Origin of the sequence: Enterococcus sp. 9E7_DIV0242 (assembly GCF_002140975.2) — a bacterium.
GTDB classification, from domain to species: Bacteria; Bacillota; Bacilli; order Lactobacillales; family Enterococcaceae; genus Enterococcus_L; species Enterococcus_L clewellii.
Genome location: NZ_CP147247.1, coordinates 1,468,726 through 1,484,455 on the forward strand (window position 1 = coordinate 1,468,726; position 15,730 = coordinate 1,484,455).

Sequence of the window (15,730 nt, forward strand, 5' to 3'; positions counted from 1 at the left end):
TGTTCATTTTCTCTATCTAGGTAAATACATTTATTCGTTCACACGATTTTGCACTGCTCCATTCAAAAAGCTCTGGAAGTTGCTCATTGCAATTTTCATCAGTCGTTCTCTGGTTTCAACCGGCGCCCAAGCAATATGAGGGGTTAAATAACAGTTTTTCGCCTGCAATAAGGGATTATCTGAAGTAATGGGTTCCTTTGAAACCACGTCCGCACCTAAAGCGGCAATTTTGCCACTATTCAATGCCTCTGAAACCTCAGCTTCATCAAGAAGTCCACCACGTGAAGTATTGATCAGAATCACACGATCCTTCATTTGGCTGATTGCTGCTGCATCGATCATTCGCTCTGTCTCCGGCATCTGTGGGATATGCAGGCTGATAATATCTGCCTGCTGATAGAGCTCTTCCAAAGAAACCTGTCGAATCCATCCTGCTTGTGGTTGTTTTGGGCGATGATTATAGTATATGACCTTCAGCTGAAACGCATGGGCAATCTCAGCAACTACATGAGCGATTGTGCCATACCCAACCAAACCTATCGTTTTTCCTGACAGCTCCATTAAGGGCGATTTCCAATACGTAAAATCCTTACTGTTTTGCCAGTCCCCTTGATGTACCGACTGATTATGAAGCCCTACTTGACTGACAATTTCCAAAAGCAACGCAAAAGTAAATTGTGCCACAGCATCCGTGCCGTAGCTTGGAACATTGGTCACCGGAATATTTCTTTTTTGGGCCGCTGCAATATCGACAACATTGTACCCTGTAGCCAAAACACCAATGTATGCAACCGTCGGACAAGCCGCCAATATTTCCTCTGTAATCGGTGTTTTGTTGGTAAAAATCGCCTGAGCTTCACCGATTCGTTCAATGATTTCATTTGTTTCAGTGTATGAGGTACGATCATAGATTACCGTATCTCCCATATTACGTAGCGCTTGCCAACTAATATCCCCGGGATTCAGCGCATAGCCATCTAATACGACAATTTTCATCCTACTCACTCTTTCCTTTCTGATAATAAAATACAGGAATGCCCAAGGCTGTAATTCCAATACCGACCAATGCCAACATCGGTGCAGTAACCATCGTCATGATCAATATGAATCCACCGCCCAACATGGCGATCAAAGGTATAATTGGATATAGCGGAACTTTATAAGGACGTGTCAAACTTGGTTCTCTTTTTCTCAGAAGAATTACACCAAAAAATAATAGCAGGCTAAAAAACCACATAACAAAGACCAACATATCCGTCAACAAATCGAAAGTACCAAAGAACATCATGACACACGCAATTGCCAATTGAACATAGGCAGCAACAAACGGCGCATTTGTTCGCTTCGTCATTCGTCTAAAGGCTTTACTGAATGGCAGCTCATTCTCTAATGCCATAGCATAGGGTACGCGAATTCCTGTCATCGTATACCCATTTAGCGCGCCATAAACAGAAATTAAGATACCAATCGTCACAAGCTTTCCTCCAAAATCACCAAAAATGGCCATAGCAGCTTCGGATGCACTATTCAGATTGCCCGCAATTGAATCAATCGGCAAGGTTTTCAATACAACAAAATTAATCAATACATACACGATCGTTACAAAACTCAATCCAAAGATAATGGCTCTAGGTAAATCCTTTTCAGGACGTTTCATCTCACCTGCGATATTTCCGACACCTAACCAACCATCGTAAGCAAAAAGAGTCGCCAATAATGCCGCACTCACTCCTGCTGCCAGTGATCCACCCGCACCAGAAGAAAAAGTAGTAAAGGAAACCGCAACTTTTCCCGGTGTCAACAACCCGACAATGATGATCAAAGCAATTGGAATCAGCTTGATCGATAAAGTAAATGATTGAACAGTTGTTGCTGCTTTTGTTCCAAGTAAGTTAATTCCCGTTATACTTATTGCTGTTACAATAGACAGTGGCAATAGGCTACCCTCTGCCAGATGAAATAAATTAATCAGCTGTGTAGCAAAAATAATACTCAGTGCAGCGATGTTCGCTGGAAAATAAATGATACTTTGCGCCCATCCTAATAAAAAGGACGGCAGTTTTCCATAAATTCTTTCTATGTAACGAATCGGTCCCCCGGTTTCCGGGATAGCTGTTGCCAGCTCAGCAACTGTCAACCCGCCGCAAATCGTCAAGAACCCTGCCAATAGCCAGACTAATACGGTCAGTCCAGCTGATTGCGTATGCGCTACTACTGCAGCCGCTTTAAAAAATACTCCGGCACCGATCACAGTTCCCATCACTGTTGAAAGAGCACCGAAAAAGGAAATTTCTTTTCTTAACTGGTTTTTCACATAAACACACTCCATTTTCATAATACTCAAAGTATACTGGATAACCAGATGGATTGCCAAGTATGACTTAAAACAAAAATTAATAGAAACGGGACTCTGGCATAAGCATGCCCTAGTCCCTTGAAATTGAATAAAATGTGTTCCCAAAACAGCTTATCGATTATAAGCCAAAAATTTATGAAATTCCGGATTTACTGTATTCTCGTCAATTAAAGAGGTTGGGCTTTTTTTACAACTCCGTTTCATACTATAGCGAATCATACCCTTCTCTATATGTATCGCGAAACTCTTTTGGAGTGATCCCATTCAGCTTTTTGAACATTTTTGAGAAATAATTTGTATTATTGTATCCGATCGCTTCTGAAATTTCATTGATTGTCTGTTGCGTGTGAAGCAACAAGTGTTGGGCTTTCTTGATTCGAACGAGATTCAAATACTGGTTAAAGCTCAACTCCGTTTCCTTTTTAAAGATTTGACCTAAATAGACCACACTTAGATGCAAGGACTCAGCTGCTGATTTCAATGAAATCTCTGCTGTATACTCATTATTGATGATATCAATGGCATGCTGCACTGTTTCCGAGTATCGTTTTTGGTTGTTCTGTTCCTTCGTCTTTTCCAAAATCGAGTCAAACAGACGTCGTAGCTCGACGATCGTATTCCCTTTCCGAATTTCTGCAATAACCGCTTCGTAATCCTCCGCAGATAGAGCAGGAGATTGACGATAAATGTCAGTAAAGAGCAAGAAAGAAATATATTTTACCTGCTCCGGATCAGCCTGTGCCGCCAAAAGCTGATCAAAAATTTTATCCAGCTCCTGACGAATCGTTTTGATATCCCCAATCATCAAAGCCTTATTAAACGAAAGGAATGGTAGCTCTCCTTCTTTATTGACTGTATCAACCTTGATGATTCGTTCACGTGGCAATAAATCCGGATAAAAAGCTTGTAGTGACTGAACCTGTTTAATTTTTTCATAGCTTTTATATAGATTTTCCCATTCTTCGATGGTTTCTCCTACAATAAGCTGCCAATGCTCCCCTGAAAAATGTTGCTCAAGTGCTCGAATCATCAATAGTAATGGTTGACGATCGCCACTGTATATGAGAATCAGTTGCTTCTCATTAAATCTCCCATACACAGCCATCTGCTGTCCCTTAGCCACAAAACGCTCTGCTATGGCTTCCAATATCTCCTTTTCCCCATTGAAAACAACAGGCGTATATGGTGGCAGTGTCCCCGTTGAAAATTGTTTCAACAACCCTTGAAACTCACCATCGTTCAACTCATCATTCAGCCATAGAATCAGCCCGGTTTCTCTATAAAATTCCTTTTGTTCCTTCTGCTGCTGACGCTTTTCCAGCTCAGTGTGTATCTCAAGAACACTTTTTTTCAGCTCTTCTTTATTGACTGGCTTGACTAAGTAATTCTTCACGCCTAACTGCATCCCTTTTTTCACAAAATCAAACTCCTGATAGCCAGACAAGATGATTGTAAAAAACTCCTGCTTTTCCAGCTGAGCCTGTTTTACCAACTCAATGCCACTCATTTCAGGCATGTTGATGTCCGTAATCAGCAAATCAATTTCATGATTTTCAAGATAGCTCAGCGCCTCCGTTGCATTTTTCGCTGTTTTGACTACATCAAAGCCCAACGCTGACCAATCAACAATCATTTTCAAGCCTTCTAAAATCATGTATTCATCGTCTACAAACATTACTTTGTATCGCATCAAGACTTCAACACCTCCTCATCCAATACGATGGTCACCTTGACTCCCTGCCACAGCGTAGAGTCGATTTGTATCTGATAGGCATCTCCGTAAAATCCACGTAATCGTTCATGTACATTTTTCAGCCCAATCGAATTTTGCAGCTCCACTTCTCGATCAGCCAGCTTTTCTTCAATTTCATGTAATTTTTTGGCATCCATCCCTTTTCCATTATCTGACACTTGAATGTGAATTTTGTTAGCAATCAGATAGGCCTTAATACTGATGGCATTGTCATTTCTTCCATAATCGATACCATGTACAAAATAATTTTCAACAAGAGGCTGTATAATAAATTTAGGAATAATCAGCTCTTTCAAACGCTCTTCGATCGTCACGATATAAGCAATTTTATCCGGATAACGCATCTGGTACAGATAAACATATTTTTCACAGAAATCCAATTCCTGCTGCAAGGTCGTCGTTTTTTCCTGTGTCGTATTATTCCGCAATAAAGCAGAAAAGGCGTACACCACATTCGCCAGCTCTTCCTGTTGACGACTCAATGCGTACATCCGAATGTACTCCAAGGTATTGTAAAGAAAATGAGGATTGATTTGTGATTGCAATGCACGCATGTGGGCATCTCGTTGTTTGATCTCCAAGGTATAGATATCCTCGATATAATCATTGATACTCACCGTCATCTGATTGATTGCCTCAGCAATTTCTTTCAGCTCTTGTTGCACATTAGTTGTATCGATCTGCTCCTTGAAATTCCCTTGACTGACTTGCTTTGTCGCCTCGACAATATTCCGTACCTGAGAAGAGTAACGTTTGAATGTTCGATGCAAAACCAGCAACAATAAAGTAATGACCAGAAACCCAAAAAAGAAGATCATTCCGGCAAATGAAAGAATCTCTTGCCAGATTATCTTTTTGCTAAGTAACACTAGAATCGTACGGTCCTCTCGAATTGTCACCTCTTTGACATAGTGATCCTTTTCTAAAAATCCTGGAACCGCTCTGCCCTGCTGCATCTTTTCATCAAGCTTCTTCAACTCTGATTTTGTCATTTGAGCACTATTGCTGTAAAGCCGCTGACCATTGCTGGAATAAATAAAGCTGTCGATCCCTTTTTGCAAATTATCTTGTCCTTGGCTGCCAAGTACCATTGAATCGTCAAATGCGACAAACAGCTGCCCAACAACCTGCGTCAAATTGCCCGGACTGTAAATCGAACGAATCAGATATAGGCTTTCATCCATACTAACGCTGTTGCCTTGTACGTCAACTCCTTGAGGCTGTTTCCTAGTTGCTTTTAGATAATGGTCACTTTCCTCCAGACGGATAGCAATCTCTTTAATTTCTCCATGAGCATTGAACAAGCGAGACAAGGTTGTGGGTACAAAAATATTTTCCCCCGTTGTTCGGTAAAGCTCGTTCGTATACTCAAAATATTCTGCCGGACTCAGATTCAGATAGTTTCTCAATGTCTCAAATTGCCTGTCAGAGTTTGTAAATTCACCTAAGATGTCGGTCATCAATCCGCTTTTTTCCTGTGTATAATTGTCCAACTGAACCCCAGTATTTTCTACCATTTGCCAACTGCTATGAAATCGTTCGATCCCCGTATACAAGCTCAACGCCAACATGATGAACACAGATACCAAAACTAGCAATAAACTGTATAGCTGCATCAGCTGATTGATCAAAAAATCTCTTTTAAAAAAAGCCGCTAGTCTAGCCCTCATAAGTCAGCTTTCCATCAATCAGTTCACGATTTTTTCGACTGGCAAAGGATGCCCAAAGAAGCATCAGGCTAAAGCTGCCAAATAAGAGCAAGCCTTTCATACTAAGGGTAAATAGGACAATACCCACCAATCCAATAATAATTTTAAGAAACACGCCAAAGTTCAGAAAAATACTGACAAAGGAAAGCTTCAGCAGATTAGACAGACTCAGCTCATAGGTCGATTCATTGATCAGCAAATATAAATAGTAAACAAATAGCAATAAACCAACAAAAACCAAAACAAAATCGATGACCAGCCAAAGCAAGCCTTGAATCCCTGTTGAAAGATACAGGTTGTAGCTGATAAGTGCAAGTGATGCTAAAAATAAATAAAAATGACCATTGCCTTTGATAAAGTTGACTTTCCAACGTTGCAAGCCTAATCTCCAGGTAGATTCTCGATAGTTCAATTCATTCTCCTGAATCAGATCACTTATGGTTTGAAGAGCAGGTCCAATCCCTAAAACTACCCCACCAAGAAGCGTAAATGCAATAAACATCAAATTAAGCTTTACAATAGCCCAAATCATTGAAAACCCCTTATCCAATCCAGAGCTGATCATATGTTTTTCCTCCTTCTTTTTTTATGTAAGCATGTCCTGATCAACACGCCTTAGCTGTTGCTATGCTTATTATAACGGTGATCACCATTTTGGCAATCTTTTTGGTTTATGTAGAAAGAGGTTGAGACAATTCATTCTTGATATTGCCTCGACCTCCTAAAAAGCGTTTTCGATATTTCTTTGTTTCAGACTACAACAGACTATTCGTTTGCTTCACGAAATTCATCAAACTGCTTCTGCATTTCATCGCCCACTTTATCCCAACCAGCTGTTTTCAAATCTTCCAACAGTTTAGGAATATTCACTTCAGGATCGATCGTTCCTGTTGCCAAACTAGATTTATAACGATTCATCACATTCGCAATATTTGTAATCTCAGTCTTCACACTATCCGTCTTAAAGTTGAAGCCTAAAATTGGAGAAGCTTTAGAAGCTGCAATGTTTTCATCACGTTCTTTGATCATTTCATCCGTGATCGTATCTTGTGTATAAAGAATCAGGTTGTTTCCTGTATTCCATGCAGCCATATGATTGTTTGGTTTGTAGCCATCCAATAACTTGATTTTTCCATCTTCACCGTCAATTTTCTCCCACGCTTCTCCTTCAACGCCATAGACCAACCCGTTCAGCAACTCTGGATCACTGTTCAGCAAACCAAGAAGCTCCATTGCTTTTTCTTTGTTTTTAGAAACATTTGAGATAACAAAATTGGCCATTTGTGCTTGCGCTGTTGATTTCAGTGGCGTAGTAATCGGGCGTGAAACGAGCTCCTGACCAGCAGCATTGGTTAAAATCGTATCGCCGTAATCCATAGGACCTTGTGTTTCTTCACGCATGAACCATGTGTTTCCTTCTAAAGGAAAACCAGTTGTATTCGTCGCTGCATCTGTCGGAATCAACCCTGCTGTATACCATTTATGCATCAGTTTAAATTTCGCCATTTGATCTTTGTCTGCGTATTGATTGACGATTTTAGTCGAGTCACCATCCAGCTTCACAGCAAATGGGTATTCTTTTCCGATAACGTAATCGAAATCTCCAGACATTTCAAAGGTCTGTCCAATGGCAAACGCCGGAATATTCGGTTCATTTTCATGGAAGGTCGTCAGTGCTTTTTCTGCATCTGCATAAGAATTGATCGAGCTGATATCGATATTGTATTTATCCAGATACTGCTTGTTGAAAGTCAGCATTTGTTGTGCATAGATGTTGCCATTCACAGGAAAACCGTAAAGCTTTCCGTCAATCGTATTTCCTTTGATATAAGCTTCATCTAATTGCTCATATGCTTCTTTCGCGTATTTCGGAGCCAGCTCTGTCAGATCAGCGTATGCTCCTTTTTGTGCATTCGCCACATAATCAGAAGCAAAGGATAAGTCATAATTTTCGCCGGAAGCAATGATCGTGCTCATCTTTTGATTCCAATCGCCCCAACTGATGTATTGCAAATCAATCTTCGCATTGATTTCTTCTTCGATTCGTTTATTGGCAATTTCCATCAGCTTGTCATAATTCTCAGGTTTGTCTCCTACTTGGTACATCAATAATGTTGTTACACCATCCGAATCAGAACCTGAACTACTTGTACTGCTGTCATTTGATCCACAAGCCGCAAGGCCAATCGTCAGTGCTGCTGCACCTGCAAAAGCTACTGTCTTTTTCCACGTTTTCATTCCTATTCCTCCTACTTCATAGTAATCCTGCTAAATAAATAAATGAATGATGCAGTGCTGTTCTTTCCTAATAGCTAGAACGATAAAGCATGTTTCATTAGCAGAAAAATTTGGACCATTTTATTCTTTGACGCCACCGATAGTCAATCCGCCAACAAAGTATCGTTGAAAGAATGGATAAGTGACTGCAATCGGAAGCGTTGAAACCACAACAATTGCCATACGAGCCGATTCACTTGGTAAAGCTGCCAATCCACCTTGAACCTGGGCTGCCATACCGGTACTTTTCGCTAGATAATCCAGATTGTTTTGAATCCTCATAAGCAGTGCCTGTAATGGAACCAGCGAATCCTTCTGAATATATAATAACGCATTGAACCAGTCATTCCAGTAGCCTAATGCCGCAAACAAACTAATCGTTGCGATCCCCGGCACAGCTAATGGTAAAACAATAGAGACAAAAATCCTCAGTTCGCTTGCTCCATCAATCCTTGCAGACTCGATGATGCTATCGGGTACAGTCTTCTTAAAGAAGGTCCGCATAACCAGAATGTTGAACGGTCCTAAAGCTAAAGGAAGGATCAATGCCCAAATCGTGTCTTTCAACTGTAAAAGATTGGTCATGACTAGATAGTTTGCAACCATCCCTGGAGCAAACAGCATCGTGATCAGTGCCACTAAGGTGAAAAAGCGACGAAAAGGGAAATTGGAGCGTGAGATAGCATATGCATAAAGAGATGTCATCGTAGCATTGATCAATGTTCCAAATACGGTGACAAACACAGTGACACCAAACGCTTGAAAAATCTTGCTGCTCATTTGTCCACTGAACAAATAGGTGTAGGCCGCAGTAGAAAATTCACCGGGCCAAAAACGATACCCATTCTCCGCTAAAGAAGTCTCACTAGTCAGTGAAATTACGATTACAAAGAAAAACGGCAAGATACAGGAAATCGCGAAAAGTGCAATTACCACATTAAAAATCAAGTTGACTGCCGGATTAAATGAACGGACTTCAACTTTTTTTACTTTTTTCTTTTTCATGTCAAAGCCCTCCTTAGAATAATGCTGAATCCGGTTCAAGTTTTCGAACAACAAAGTTTGCTGCTAAAAGCAGACAAGCACCAACTACAGACTGGTATAATCCAGCTGCTGCAGTCATACCTAAATCACCGGTAGCAGTCAAACCATTATAGATATACGTATCCAATACAGATGTCACTTGATATAATGCACCGGAATTTTTCGGCACTTGGAAGAACAAACCGAAATCGGCTCGGAAGATTCCTCCGATATTCATAATCAGAAGAACAGACATCATTGGGATCAGCTGCGGAATCGTTACATTTTTGATCTGCTGCCATTTACTGGCACCATCGACCATGGCTGCTTCGTAATAGGTAGGATCGATTCCCATGACTGACGCATAATAGATAATACTGTTATAGCCCAAACTTTTCCAGACATTCAAAACAACAAAAATCAATGGCCACCATTTCGGATCAGCGTACCAATTGATTCCTTCGCCTCCGGCATTCGTTATCCACTGATTCAAGATTCCTTTATCAGGACTCAAGAAGGCATAAACGAAATAAGAAATCACTACCCAAGAAAGAAAATAGGGTAACAAAGACATCGTATGATAGACCTTTACCGCTTTTTTATTTCGCAGTTCACTCATAACAATGGCAAATGCAATCGCAAAAAACAAATTGAATGCCAAGAAAACAATGTTGTAGAGCAATGTGTTTCTCGTGATCAGCCAAGCATCACTGGATGCAAATAGAAACTTGAAATTTTCAAATCCCACCCACGGACTATTACTCAGACTAGCCAGAAAGCCATCTGGAGAAATATGAAAATCCTTGAAGGCTACAACATTTGCCAGAACGGGTATGTAAAAGAAAAAGATAAACCAGATAAATCCCGGCAACGCCATTAGAATAAGTGCTTTAAACTGCCAGACCTTTTGCCAAAAGCCCTTTTTTTTATTCATTTTTTTCGCTCCTTTCGCTAGGTCATATCTGAAAAATCTAGTGTTTCACCTCTTCAGATACTTCCTGATATAAATCCCGTCAACGAAAAGAAAACGATTATCTCCTTTGAAGATACAGATCTTAAAGGACGCTTTTCTTACATAAAATCGCTCATCAGGATTTATATAAAGGATAACGCTTTCAACGAATGGATATAAGAAACAAATTATAGGTCTTTCGCAACAAATTAAAGATAATTGATATATCCAATCCTAAAAAGCTCATTTTCTACTTAAAACGAACCACACTCAATATAAGACTATATAAATATACGCTTTTTTCACGGTTATTATTTAAGCGATTGATTATTTTTCCCTTGTTACGTGTGAGTGCTCAAACAAAAAACGCTTAATGTCGATTCAGAAAAATCAAAATAGACTAGGATTTGTTAAGAAATGAAGGCACTTGATTCAAAAATGCTCTCTATCATTAAAGACAAGTTATCTTAGTATGGCTCCTACACTCCACAAAAAAACCGAAACACATGGAAATTGTTCACATCATTTCCATGTGTTTCGGCTTATTCCTCAGAATCAGTCTCTCTATCTTACTATTGGTCAACCTATGAGGTCAATAACCATTACTACCCTTCAAAACCATTTCTATCAGATACTTGCTTGAACCAGTATCCCGATTTTTTGATTGTACGTTTGCCATCCGCCACCAAATCAACAGAAATGAACCCATAGCGATTCTTATAGGCATTTAACCATGACCAGTTATCCATACATGTCCACATGTGATAGCCTAGGCAGTTTGCCCCTTCTTGCATCGCTTGATGCACATACTTCAAATGCTCTGTGACAAACTCGATGCGGTAATCGTCTTCAATCATTCCTTCTGAGTTCAAGAAACGTTGTTCATCTTCAACACCCATGCCATTTTCTGAAATATAACAAGGAATATTGCCATAGTTATCTCGTAAATTAATCAGAATGTCATAGATTCCTTTTTCATAGATTTCCCAGCCTCGATAAGGATTGATGCGTTTCTCCGGCCAGTCATAGTAGTCAAAATAATCCTCAGGCAATGGCCCATTACTATGATCCACCGCGGATTCTTTCGCCTTCACCCGACGCGGCTGATAGTAATTGACACCTAGAATGTCAACCGTGTTCGCCTTGATGATAGCCAAGTCTTCTTCTTGATAGACAGGTAAAATATCTAAATCTCGGCAAATATTCACTAGCTCAGTTGGAAATGTTCCTTTTACTGCGGGATCAAGAAACGAGCGATTGAAGAATGCATCCGCAATTACTGATGCGTTCACATCCGCCGGATTCGTCTCATCTCTTGGATAGCTTGGTGTCAGATTCAAAATAATCCCAATTTTCCCCTCCGCTTTCAACGAACGATACGCCTTAACAGCTAACGCATTCGATAGCGCTTCATGAAAACCCACCTGTACGGCATGAGCCAGATTGATTTCCGCCGGATAATGCTGCTGATAAAGATACCCCATTTCTACTGGAACGATTGGTTCATTATGAGTGAACCAATGCTTCACTCGGTCACCAAATAACTGAAAACAGGTTTTCGCATAATTCACATAGGCGTCGACTGTTTTACGATCTAGCCAGCCGCCATTTTCCTGCAAAGGCATCGGCATATCAAAATGATACAAATTGATAAACGGCTCGATCCCATTAGCAATCAATTCGTTGATATAGTCATTATAAAACGCAACAGCCTCTTGATTGACTTCCCCTGTCCCCTCCGGAAATAAACGGCTCCATTGAATGGACGTACGGAAGCTGTTGTGTCCAGTTTCTTTCATCAATTGGACATCTTCCTTGTATTTCGTATAAAGCTGAGAGGTTTTTTCGGGGCCAACGCCATTGAAAAATTTTTCCGGGGCAATCTCGTACCAGTAATCCCAAATGTTTTTTCCTCTGCCGTCTCCCGGAACTGTTCCCTCTGTCTGAAGTCCACTAGCTGCAGAGCCCCACCAGAAGTTTTCGGGAAATTGATAAGTTGTCATTGTGCTCCTCCTTATTTTGAAGCGGATCGTTCTTGCTTTTTTGATTCAGATTCATTTTAGCAGAACTTTTCCGTTCCTACACTAAATAACCGTTCAGGCAGTTGCTTCTTTTCCTAATAATAAGCTTCCAATGATCCCGCTTTTGTTTGGCAGGCCCCAACGAACGATGTATTCGCTGACCTCAGGTGATTCCATATACCCAGCCATTTGCTCGACGAATTGTTGACGAATCTTATCCAGTAAATGGTCCTGATTCATTACACCACCACCAAGGATGATCTTTTCCGGTGCCAATGTCAATGTGTAAGTCACCAACGCTTGAGCGATATAGTAGGCTTGCATTTCCCAGACTGGGGCATCTTGTGCCAGGTCCTGCCCTTTGATACCTGTTCGAGCTTCTAGCGATGGACCAGCAGCCAGCCCTTCCAGACAATCCTTGTGGTACGGACACGTTCCTTCATAATAGTCATCCGGATGTCGTTTTACTCGAATGTGCCCCATTTCCGGATGAGCACGACCTTGAAAAATGTTGCCGTCAAGTACAACACCTGCGCCAATCCCTGTGCCTACGGTCAAATAGATACAGCTTGATTTTCCCTCAGCAGCCCCCTGCTTCAGCTCACCGTATGCTGCCGCATTGACATCTGTCGTCCACGCAAATGGAATGGCGTAACGCTTTTTCAAGCTTCCTAAGAAATCAATGTTTGTCCACCCGACCTTCGGCGTCTCCAGAATATAGCCGTAATCATCTTTCTTTGGATCGATACCAATCGGCCCAAAGGACCCGACGCCCAGCGCTTTAAGTGAATAGTGATCAAAAAAACCAAACAGCCGAGCAAGTGTCTCCTCCGGTGTCGTTGTTGGAATTTCAGTCTGAGCAATAATACGCAATTGTTCATCCGCCACCGCACAAACCATCTTAGTCCCACCTGCTTCGATTGCACCAATATACATCAATTTTCCTCCTCAAAGCCAAGCGTACGAATTTCATAAGGCTGCAGTTGATCAGAAATCGACTGTTCCTGTTTTTCTTCAAGCAGGTTCAACAATTGAAGGGTGCAGCCATCCTTTACCACTTGTACATCTGTTGATTCAGCGGCCAGATTATAGCCTCGCAAGACAAGCTGGTTGTCTGCTTTGCGGCGTTTCAATGCTGTTACAGCAAAGGTTTTTCCTTCTGCTGTCAAAAAGTGATGTGTAGGCGCAAGTGTGCCATTTTGATGAGCCAACTGCTTTGCTACAAAGGGGACCTGCAAGCTTTGCGCATGCTTATAGGTCTCATAACGTGTTTCAGCCGCTCCGTGACATTCAATACTATAAGCAAATGTATGTTGACCGAGACACTGTGCCTCCGGTGTTGGGAACCAACCCCAATCACCCAACTCACCTGTACAGCGAATCAAAGTCAAGGCAATCGTATCATCGATGATTTCATATTCATTCAAGCCAAAGTTACCAACGGTTACACCGAAGGCTTCCTCATGAAGATTGACAAAGGCATGCTGATGCTGCGGATTTGTCGGATTTTCCCAATGAATCGACACCTGATTTGGTCGAGTCACCGCTTCATAAATACTGTCTGCCTCATGTGTATCCACTTGTATTCCGGTTGGGAATAGCGCTCGCAGTCGATGATCTTTCACCTGATTATTAATCGTTGTCTCAAAGCCAACATGCTTATTCACACGATCCAACGTAATGATTGTCTGAATTTCAAAGGGTACCAGTTTCTTTGAACGCTGCGCTTGACGGTAACGGAACTCGATAACTGCCTTTTGCTCTTCTTCCAATCGTTCATCTGCTGACTCAGGCACTTCCAATGTTTGAATCAAACAAACTTTTCCTATCACATCTGTATTTTCAACAATTTTCACAGTATGAGGGAAATCGGTTGAAAGAATTGGCTGATCTCCCTCCGGCTGTTTGAAAATATACTCATTGGCAATATCGCCCACATCTTCAAAAACCAATAGATTTTTCAGTGTTCGTCCTGTTTCTTTATCAGAAATAGTCAAGCTGCCGTTCTCTGTAATAGTGACCTTCACCGCTTCATTTTCCATAACCCTGCCATTTTCGGAGACCAGCTTGTTTGTCTCAACACGTGTAGCTCCCTCTACAAGTGCCAATGCTTCCCATGAGAATTCTGCCATATTCGAAATCTCAACGGTCACTGTGACAAAACGTTTCATGAATGGAATGCGGAATGCATCCTTAGGCAACTCATAATCAAAGAGTACTTCTTCTTTACTGATTACTGCATTTACAACATTTCCTGCTTGATCGACCACCTGATAGCTCATCGTCGGACGTTCCTTCAATTCCTGATAAAGCTCTGCTGGAATTCCTTCCTTAAAGGTCTTTCGTTCCAGTTCGATTTCTACCGTTACAGTGCCCGCTCGTTTTAACCCAGCGGTATTAAAAATAACGAAAGGCTTGCTTTGCTTAGGAAATGCAGACGTATCGATTGCAGTAGTCAATTGGCGCAACGCTTCATCCGCAACGAACTTTCCGACCTCATTTGCTTTTTCAAAGCGAGGCATCATTTCTCTATGCACCTCATCCAGTGAGCAGCCGCAAATACTATCATGGGGATGATTTTGCATCAATGTTTTCCAAGCATAATCCAGCATGTCATGGTCGTACTGTCCTGTCAGCTCATAAGCCATCGCTGCAAGCGGCTCGCTTATATTTTCCAGCTGTCTGGAAACCCTTGTATTCCACTGTTTCAAATAAACTCTGGAAGAGGACGTATTAGCCAATGTATACCAGCCGTCTGTCTCTTGACTGGTCAGCTCACCTGTAATTGTGCCAACATCCTTTGGTAAGTCCTGCTGCACTGCCTCCAAGTATTCTGTAAACCCAGCATGTATGAATTCATACTCAGGAAACAATCGATTGGCTGTACGGATAGCTTCTGTAACATCCTTTTGAACAGGCTGATGGTCCACACCGTTCATCATCAAATAATGATTCGTCGATCCATATTTCTCCACATCTGCCAGCTTTTGCTGCCAAAAATGCTTCGCTGCCTCCTCTTCAACAGGAATCTCATTTCCATTAGAGTACCAATTGGCAAATAGCAGCCCGAAAATCTCACTGCCATCCGGCCCTTCCCATAGCATCTCTGAATATTGAGAAGTAAAATGATCATCCGGTAAAACCTCATTGTCAAAGCCTATGGGTTTTACACCACGACCAAACGCAGCGCTTTTCAACCCAGCCTGCAGCATCATTTGCGGTGTCTGTCCCATATTTCCAAAGGTATCCGGGAAATAGCCCAGTGCAACAGGCGTTCCCCACTTCTTACTTTCTTCCATTCCAATCAGCATATTGCGTGTATTCGACTCTGCGCTAATCAGAAAATCATCCTGCAAAATATAGAAAGGGCCAATCTGCAGCTTCCCTTCATCGATTGCTTGTTGAACAGCCGCCCGCTTCTCAGGACGCACTTGTAAATAGTCATCTAAAATAATCGTCTGACCGTCTAAATGAAAGCTTTTGAAGGATGGATCTGTCTCAAATAATTCCAGTAAATCATCCATTAATTCAATCAGGCGCATATGATGCTGCTCATACGCCATATACCACTCACGATCCCAGTGACTATGAGATACGATATACACTTTTTTCTTCATATTTATGCCATTCCTCTCTTTA

At 41.4% G+C, this 15,730-nt stretch carries 11 protein-coding genes; all 11 read right to left on the reverse strand.

Annotated elements, in window-relative coordinates:
* Positions 1–30 precede the first annotated feature (30 nt).
* Positions 31–996 carry a D-2-hydroxyacid dehydrogenase gene (locus tag A5888_RS06860; protein ID WP_086350337.1) on the reverse strand — a complete coding sequence of 322 codons (966 nt, stop codon included), beginning with the start codon at positions 994–996 and terminating at the stop codon, positions 31–33.
* A gap of 1 nt (position 997) precedes the next feature.
* Positions 998–2,314, reverse strand: coding sequence for an APC family permease (locus tag A5888_RS06865; RefSeq protein WP_086350338.1), 1,317 nt, complete (start codon positions 2,312–2,314; stop codon positions 998–1,000).
* Between the two features lie 247 nt (positions 2,315–2,561).
* Positions 2,562–4,046: a response regulator transcription factor gene (locus A5888_RS06870; RefSeq protein WP_249274534.1), complete on the reverse strand. Its 1,485-nt coding sequence runs from the start codon at positions 4,044–4,046 to the stop codon at positions 2,562–2,564.
* The gene (locus tag A5888_RS06875) at positions 4,046–5,779 is read right to left on the reverse strand and encodes a sensor histidine kinase (protein WP_086350339.1); all 1,734 of its coding nucleotides are present in this window, start codon (positions 5,777–5,779) and stop codon (positions 4,046–4,048) included. Before A5888_RS06875 ends, A5888_RS06870 begins: the two co-directional genes overlap by 1 nt.
* A complete protein-coding gene (locus A5888_RS06880) occupies positions 5,769–6,383 on the reverse strand; it encodes a YesL family protein (protein ID WP_086350340.1) in 615 nt (204 codons plus the stop codon). Before A5888_RS06880 ends, A5888_RS06875 begins: the two co-directional genes overlap by 11 nt.
* A gap of 200 nt (positions 6,384–6,583) precedes the next feature.
* Complete coding sequence (locus A5888_RS06885) at positions 6,584–8,056, reverse strand: ABC transporter substrate-binding protein (protein ID WP_086350341.1); 1,473 nt, start codon at positions 8,054–8,056, stop codon at positions 6,584–6,586.
* Between the two features lie 120 nt (positions 8,057–8,176).
* The gene (locus A5888_RS06890) at positions 8,177–9,100 is read right to left on the reverse strand and encodes a carbohydrate ABC transporter permease (protein ID WP_086350342.1); all 924 of its coding nucleotides are present in this window, start codon (positions 9,098–9,100) and stop codon (positions 8,177–8,179) included.
* Positions 9,101–9,113: 13 nt separating this feature from the next.
* Complete coding sequence (locus A5888_RS06895) at positions 9,114–10,052, reverse strand: ABC transporter permease (RefSeq protein ID WP_086350343.1); 939 nt, start codon at positions 10,050–10,052, stop codon at positions 9,114–9,116.
* Positions 10,053–10,675: 623 nt separating this feature from the next.
* On the reverse strand, positions 10,676–12,073 hold the full coding sequence (locus A5888_RS06900) for a glycoside hydrolase family 1 protein (protein WP_086350344.1): 1,398 nt from the start codon (positions 12,071–12,073) through the stop codon (positions 10,676–10,678).
* Positions 12,074–12,166: 93 nt separating this feature from the next.
* Positions 12,167–13,027, reverse strand: a complete 861-nt coding sequence (locus A5888_RS06905) for an ROK family protein (protein WP_086350345.1) — start codon at positions 13,025–13,027, stop codon at positions 12,167–12,169.
* Positions 13,027–15,708, reverse strand: a complete 2,682-nt coding sequence (locus tag A5888_RS06910) for an alpha-mannosidase (RefSeq protein WP_086350346.1) — start codon at positions 15,706–15,708, stop codon at positions 13,027–13,029. Before A5888_RS06910 ends, A5888_RS06905 begins: the two co-directional genes overlap by 1 nt.
* Between the last annotated feature and the right edge of the window lie 22 nt (positions 15,709–15,730).

What these genes read in the sequence shown, in the direction of transcription:
- A5888_RS06890 (WP_086350342.1), bottom strand. Translation starts at nt 9,100, where the DNA reads ATGAAAAAGAAAAAAGTAAAAAAAGTTGAAGTCCGTTCATTTAATCCG.
- A5888_RS06870 (WP_249274534.1), bottom strand. Translation starts at nt 4,046, where the DNA reads ATGCGATACAAAGTAATGTTTGTAGACGATGAATACATGATTTTAGAA.
- A5888_RS06905 (WP_086350345.1), bottom strand. Translation starts at nt 13,027, where the DNA reads ATGTATATTGGTGCAATCGAAGCAGGTGGGACTAAGATGGTTTGTGCG.
- A5888_RS06910 (WP_086350346.1), bottom strand. Translation starts at nt 15,708, where the DNA reads ATGAAGAAAAAAGTGTATATCGTATCTCATAGTCACTGGGATCGTGAG.
- A5888_RS06860 (WP_086350337.1), bottom strand. Translation starts at nt 996, where the DNA reads ATGAAAATTGTCGTATTAGATGGCTATGCGCTGAATCCCGGGGATATT.
- A5888_RS06880 (WP_086350340.1), bottom strand. Translation starts at nt 6,383, where the DNA reads ATGATCAGCTCTGGATTGGATAAGGGGTTTTCAATGATTTGGGCTATT.
- A5888_RS06885 (WP_086350341.1), bottom strand. Translation starts at nt 8,056, where the DNA reads ATGAAAACGTGGAAAAAGACAGTAGCTTTTGCAGGTGCAGCAGCACTG.
- A5888_RS06895 (WP_086350343.1), bottom strand. Translation starts at nt 10,052, where the DNA reads ATGAATAAAAAAAAGGGCTTTTGGCAAAAGGTCTGGCAGTTTAAAGCA.
- A5888_RS06875 (WP_086350339.1), bottom strand. Translation starts at nt 5,779, where the DNA reads ATGAGGGCTAGACTAGCGGCTTTTTTTAAAAGAGATTTTTTGATCAAT.
- A5888_RS06900 (WP_086350344.1), bottom strand. Translation starts at nt 12,073, where the DNA reads ATGACAACTTATCAATTTCCCGAAAACTTCTGGTGGGGCTCTGCAGCT.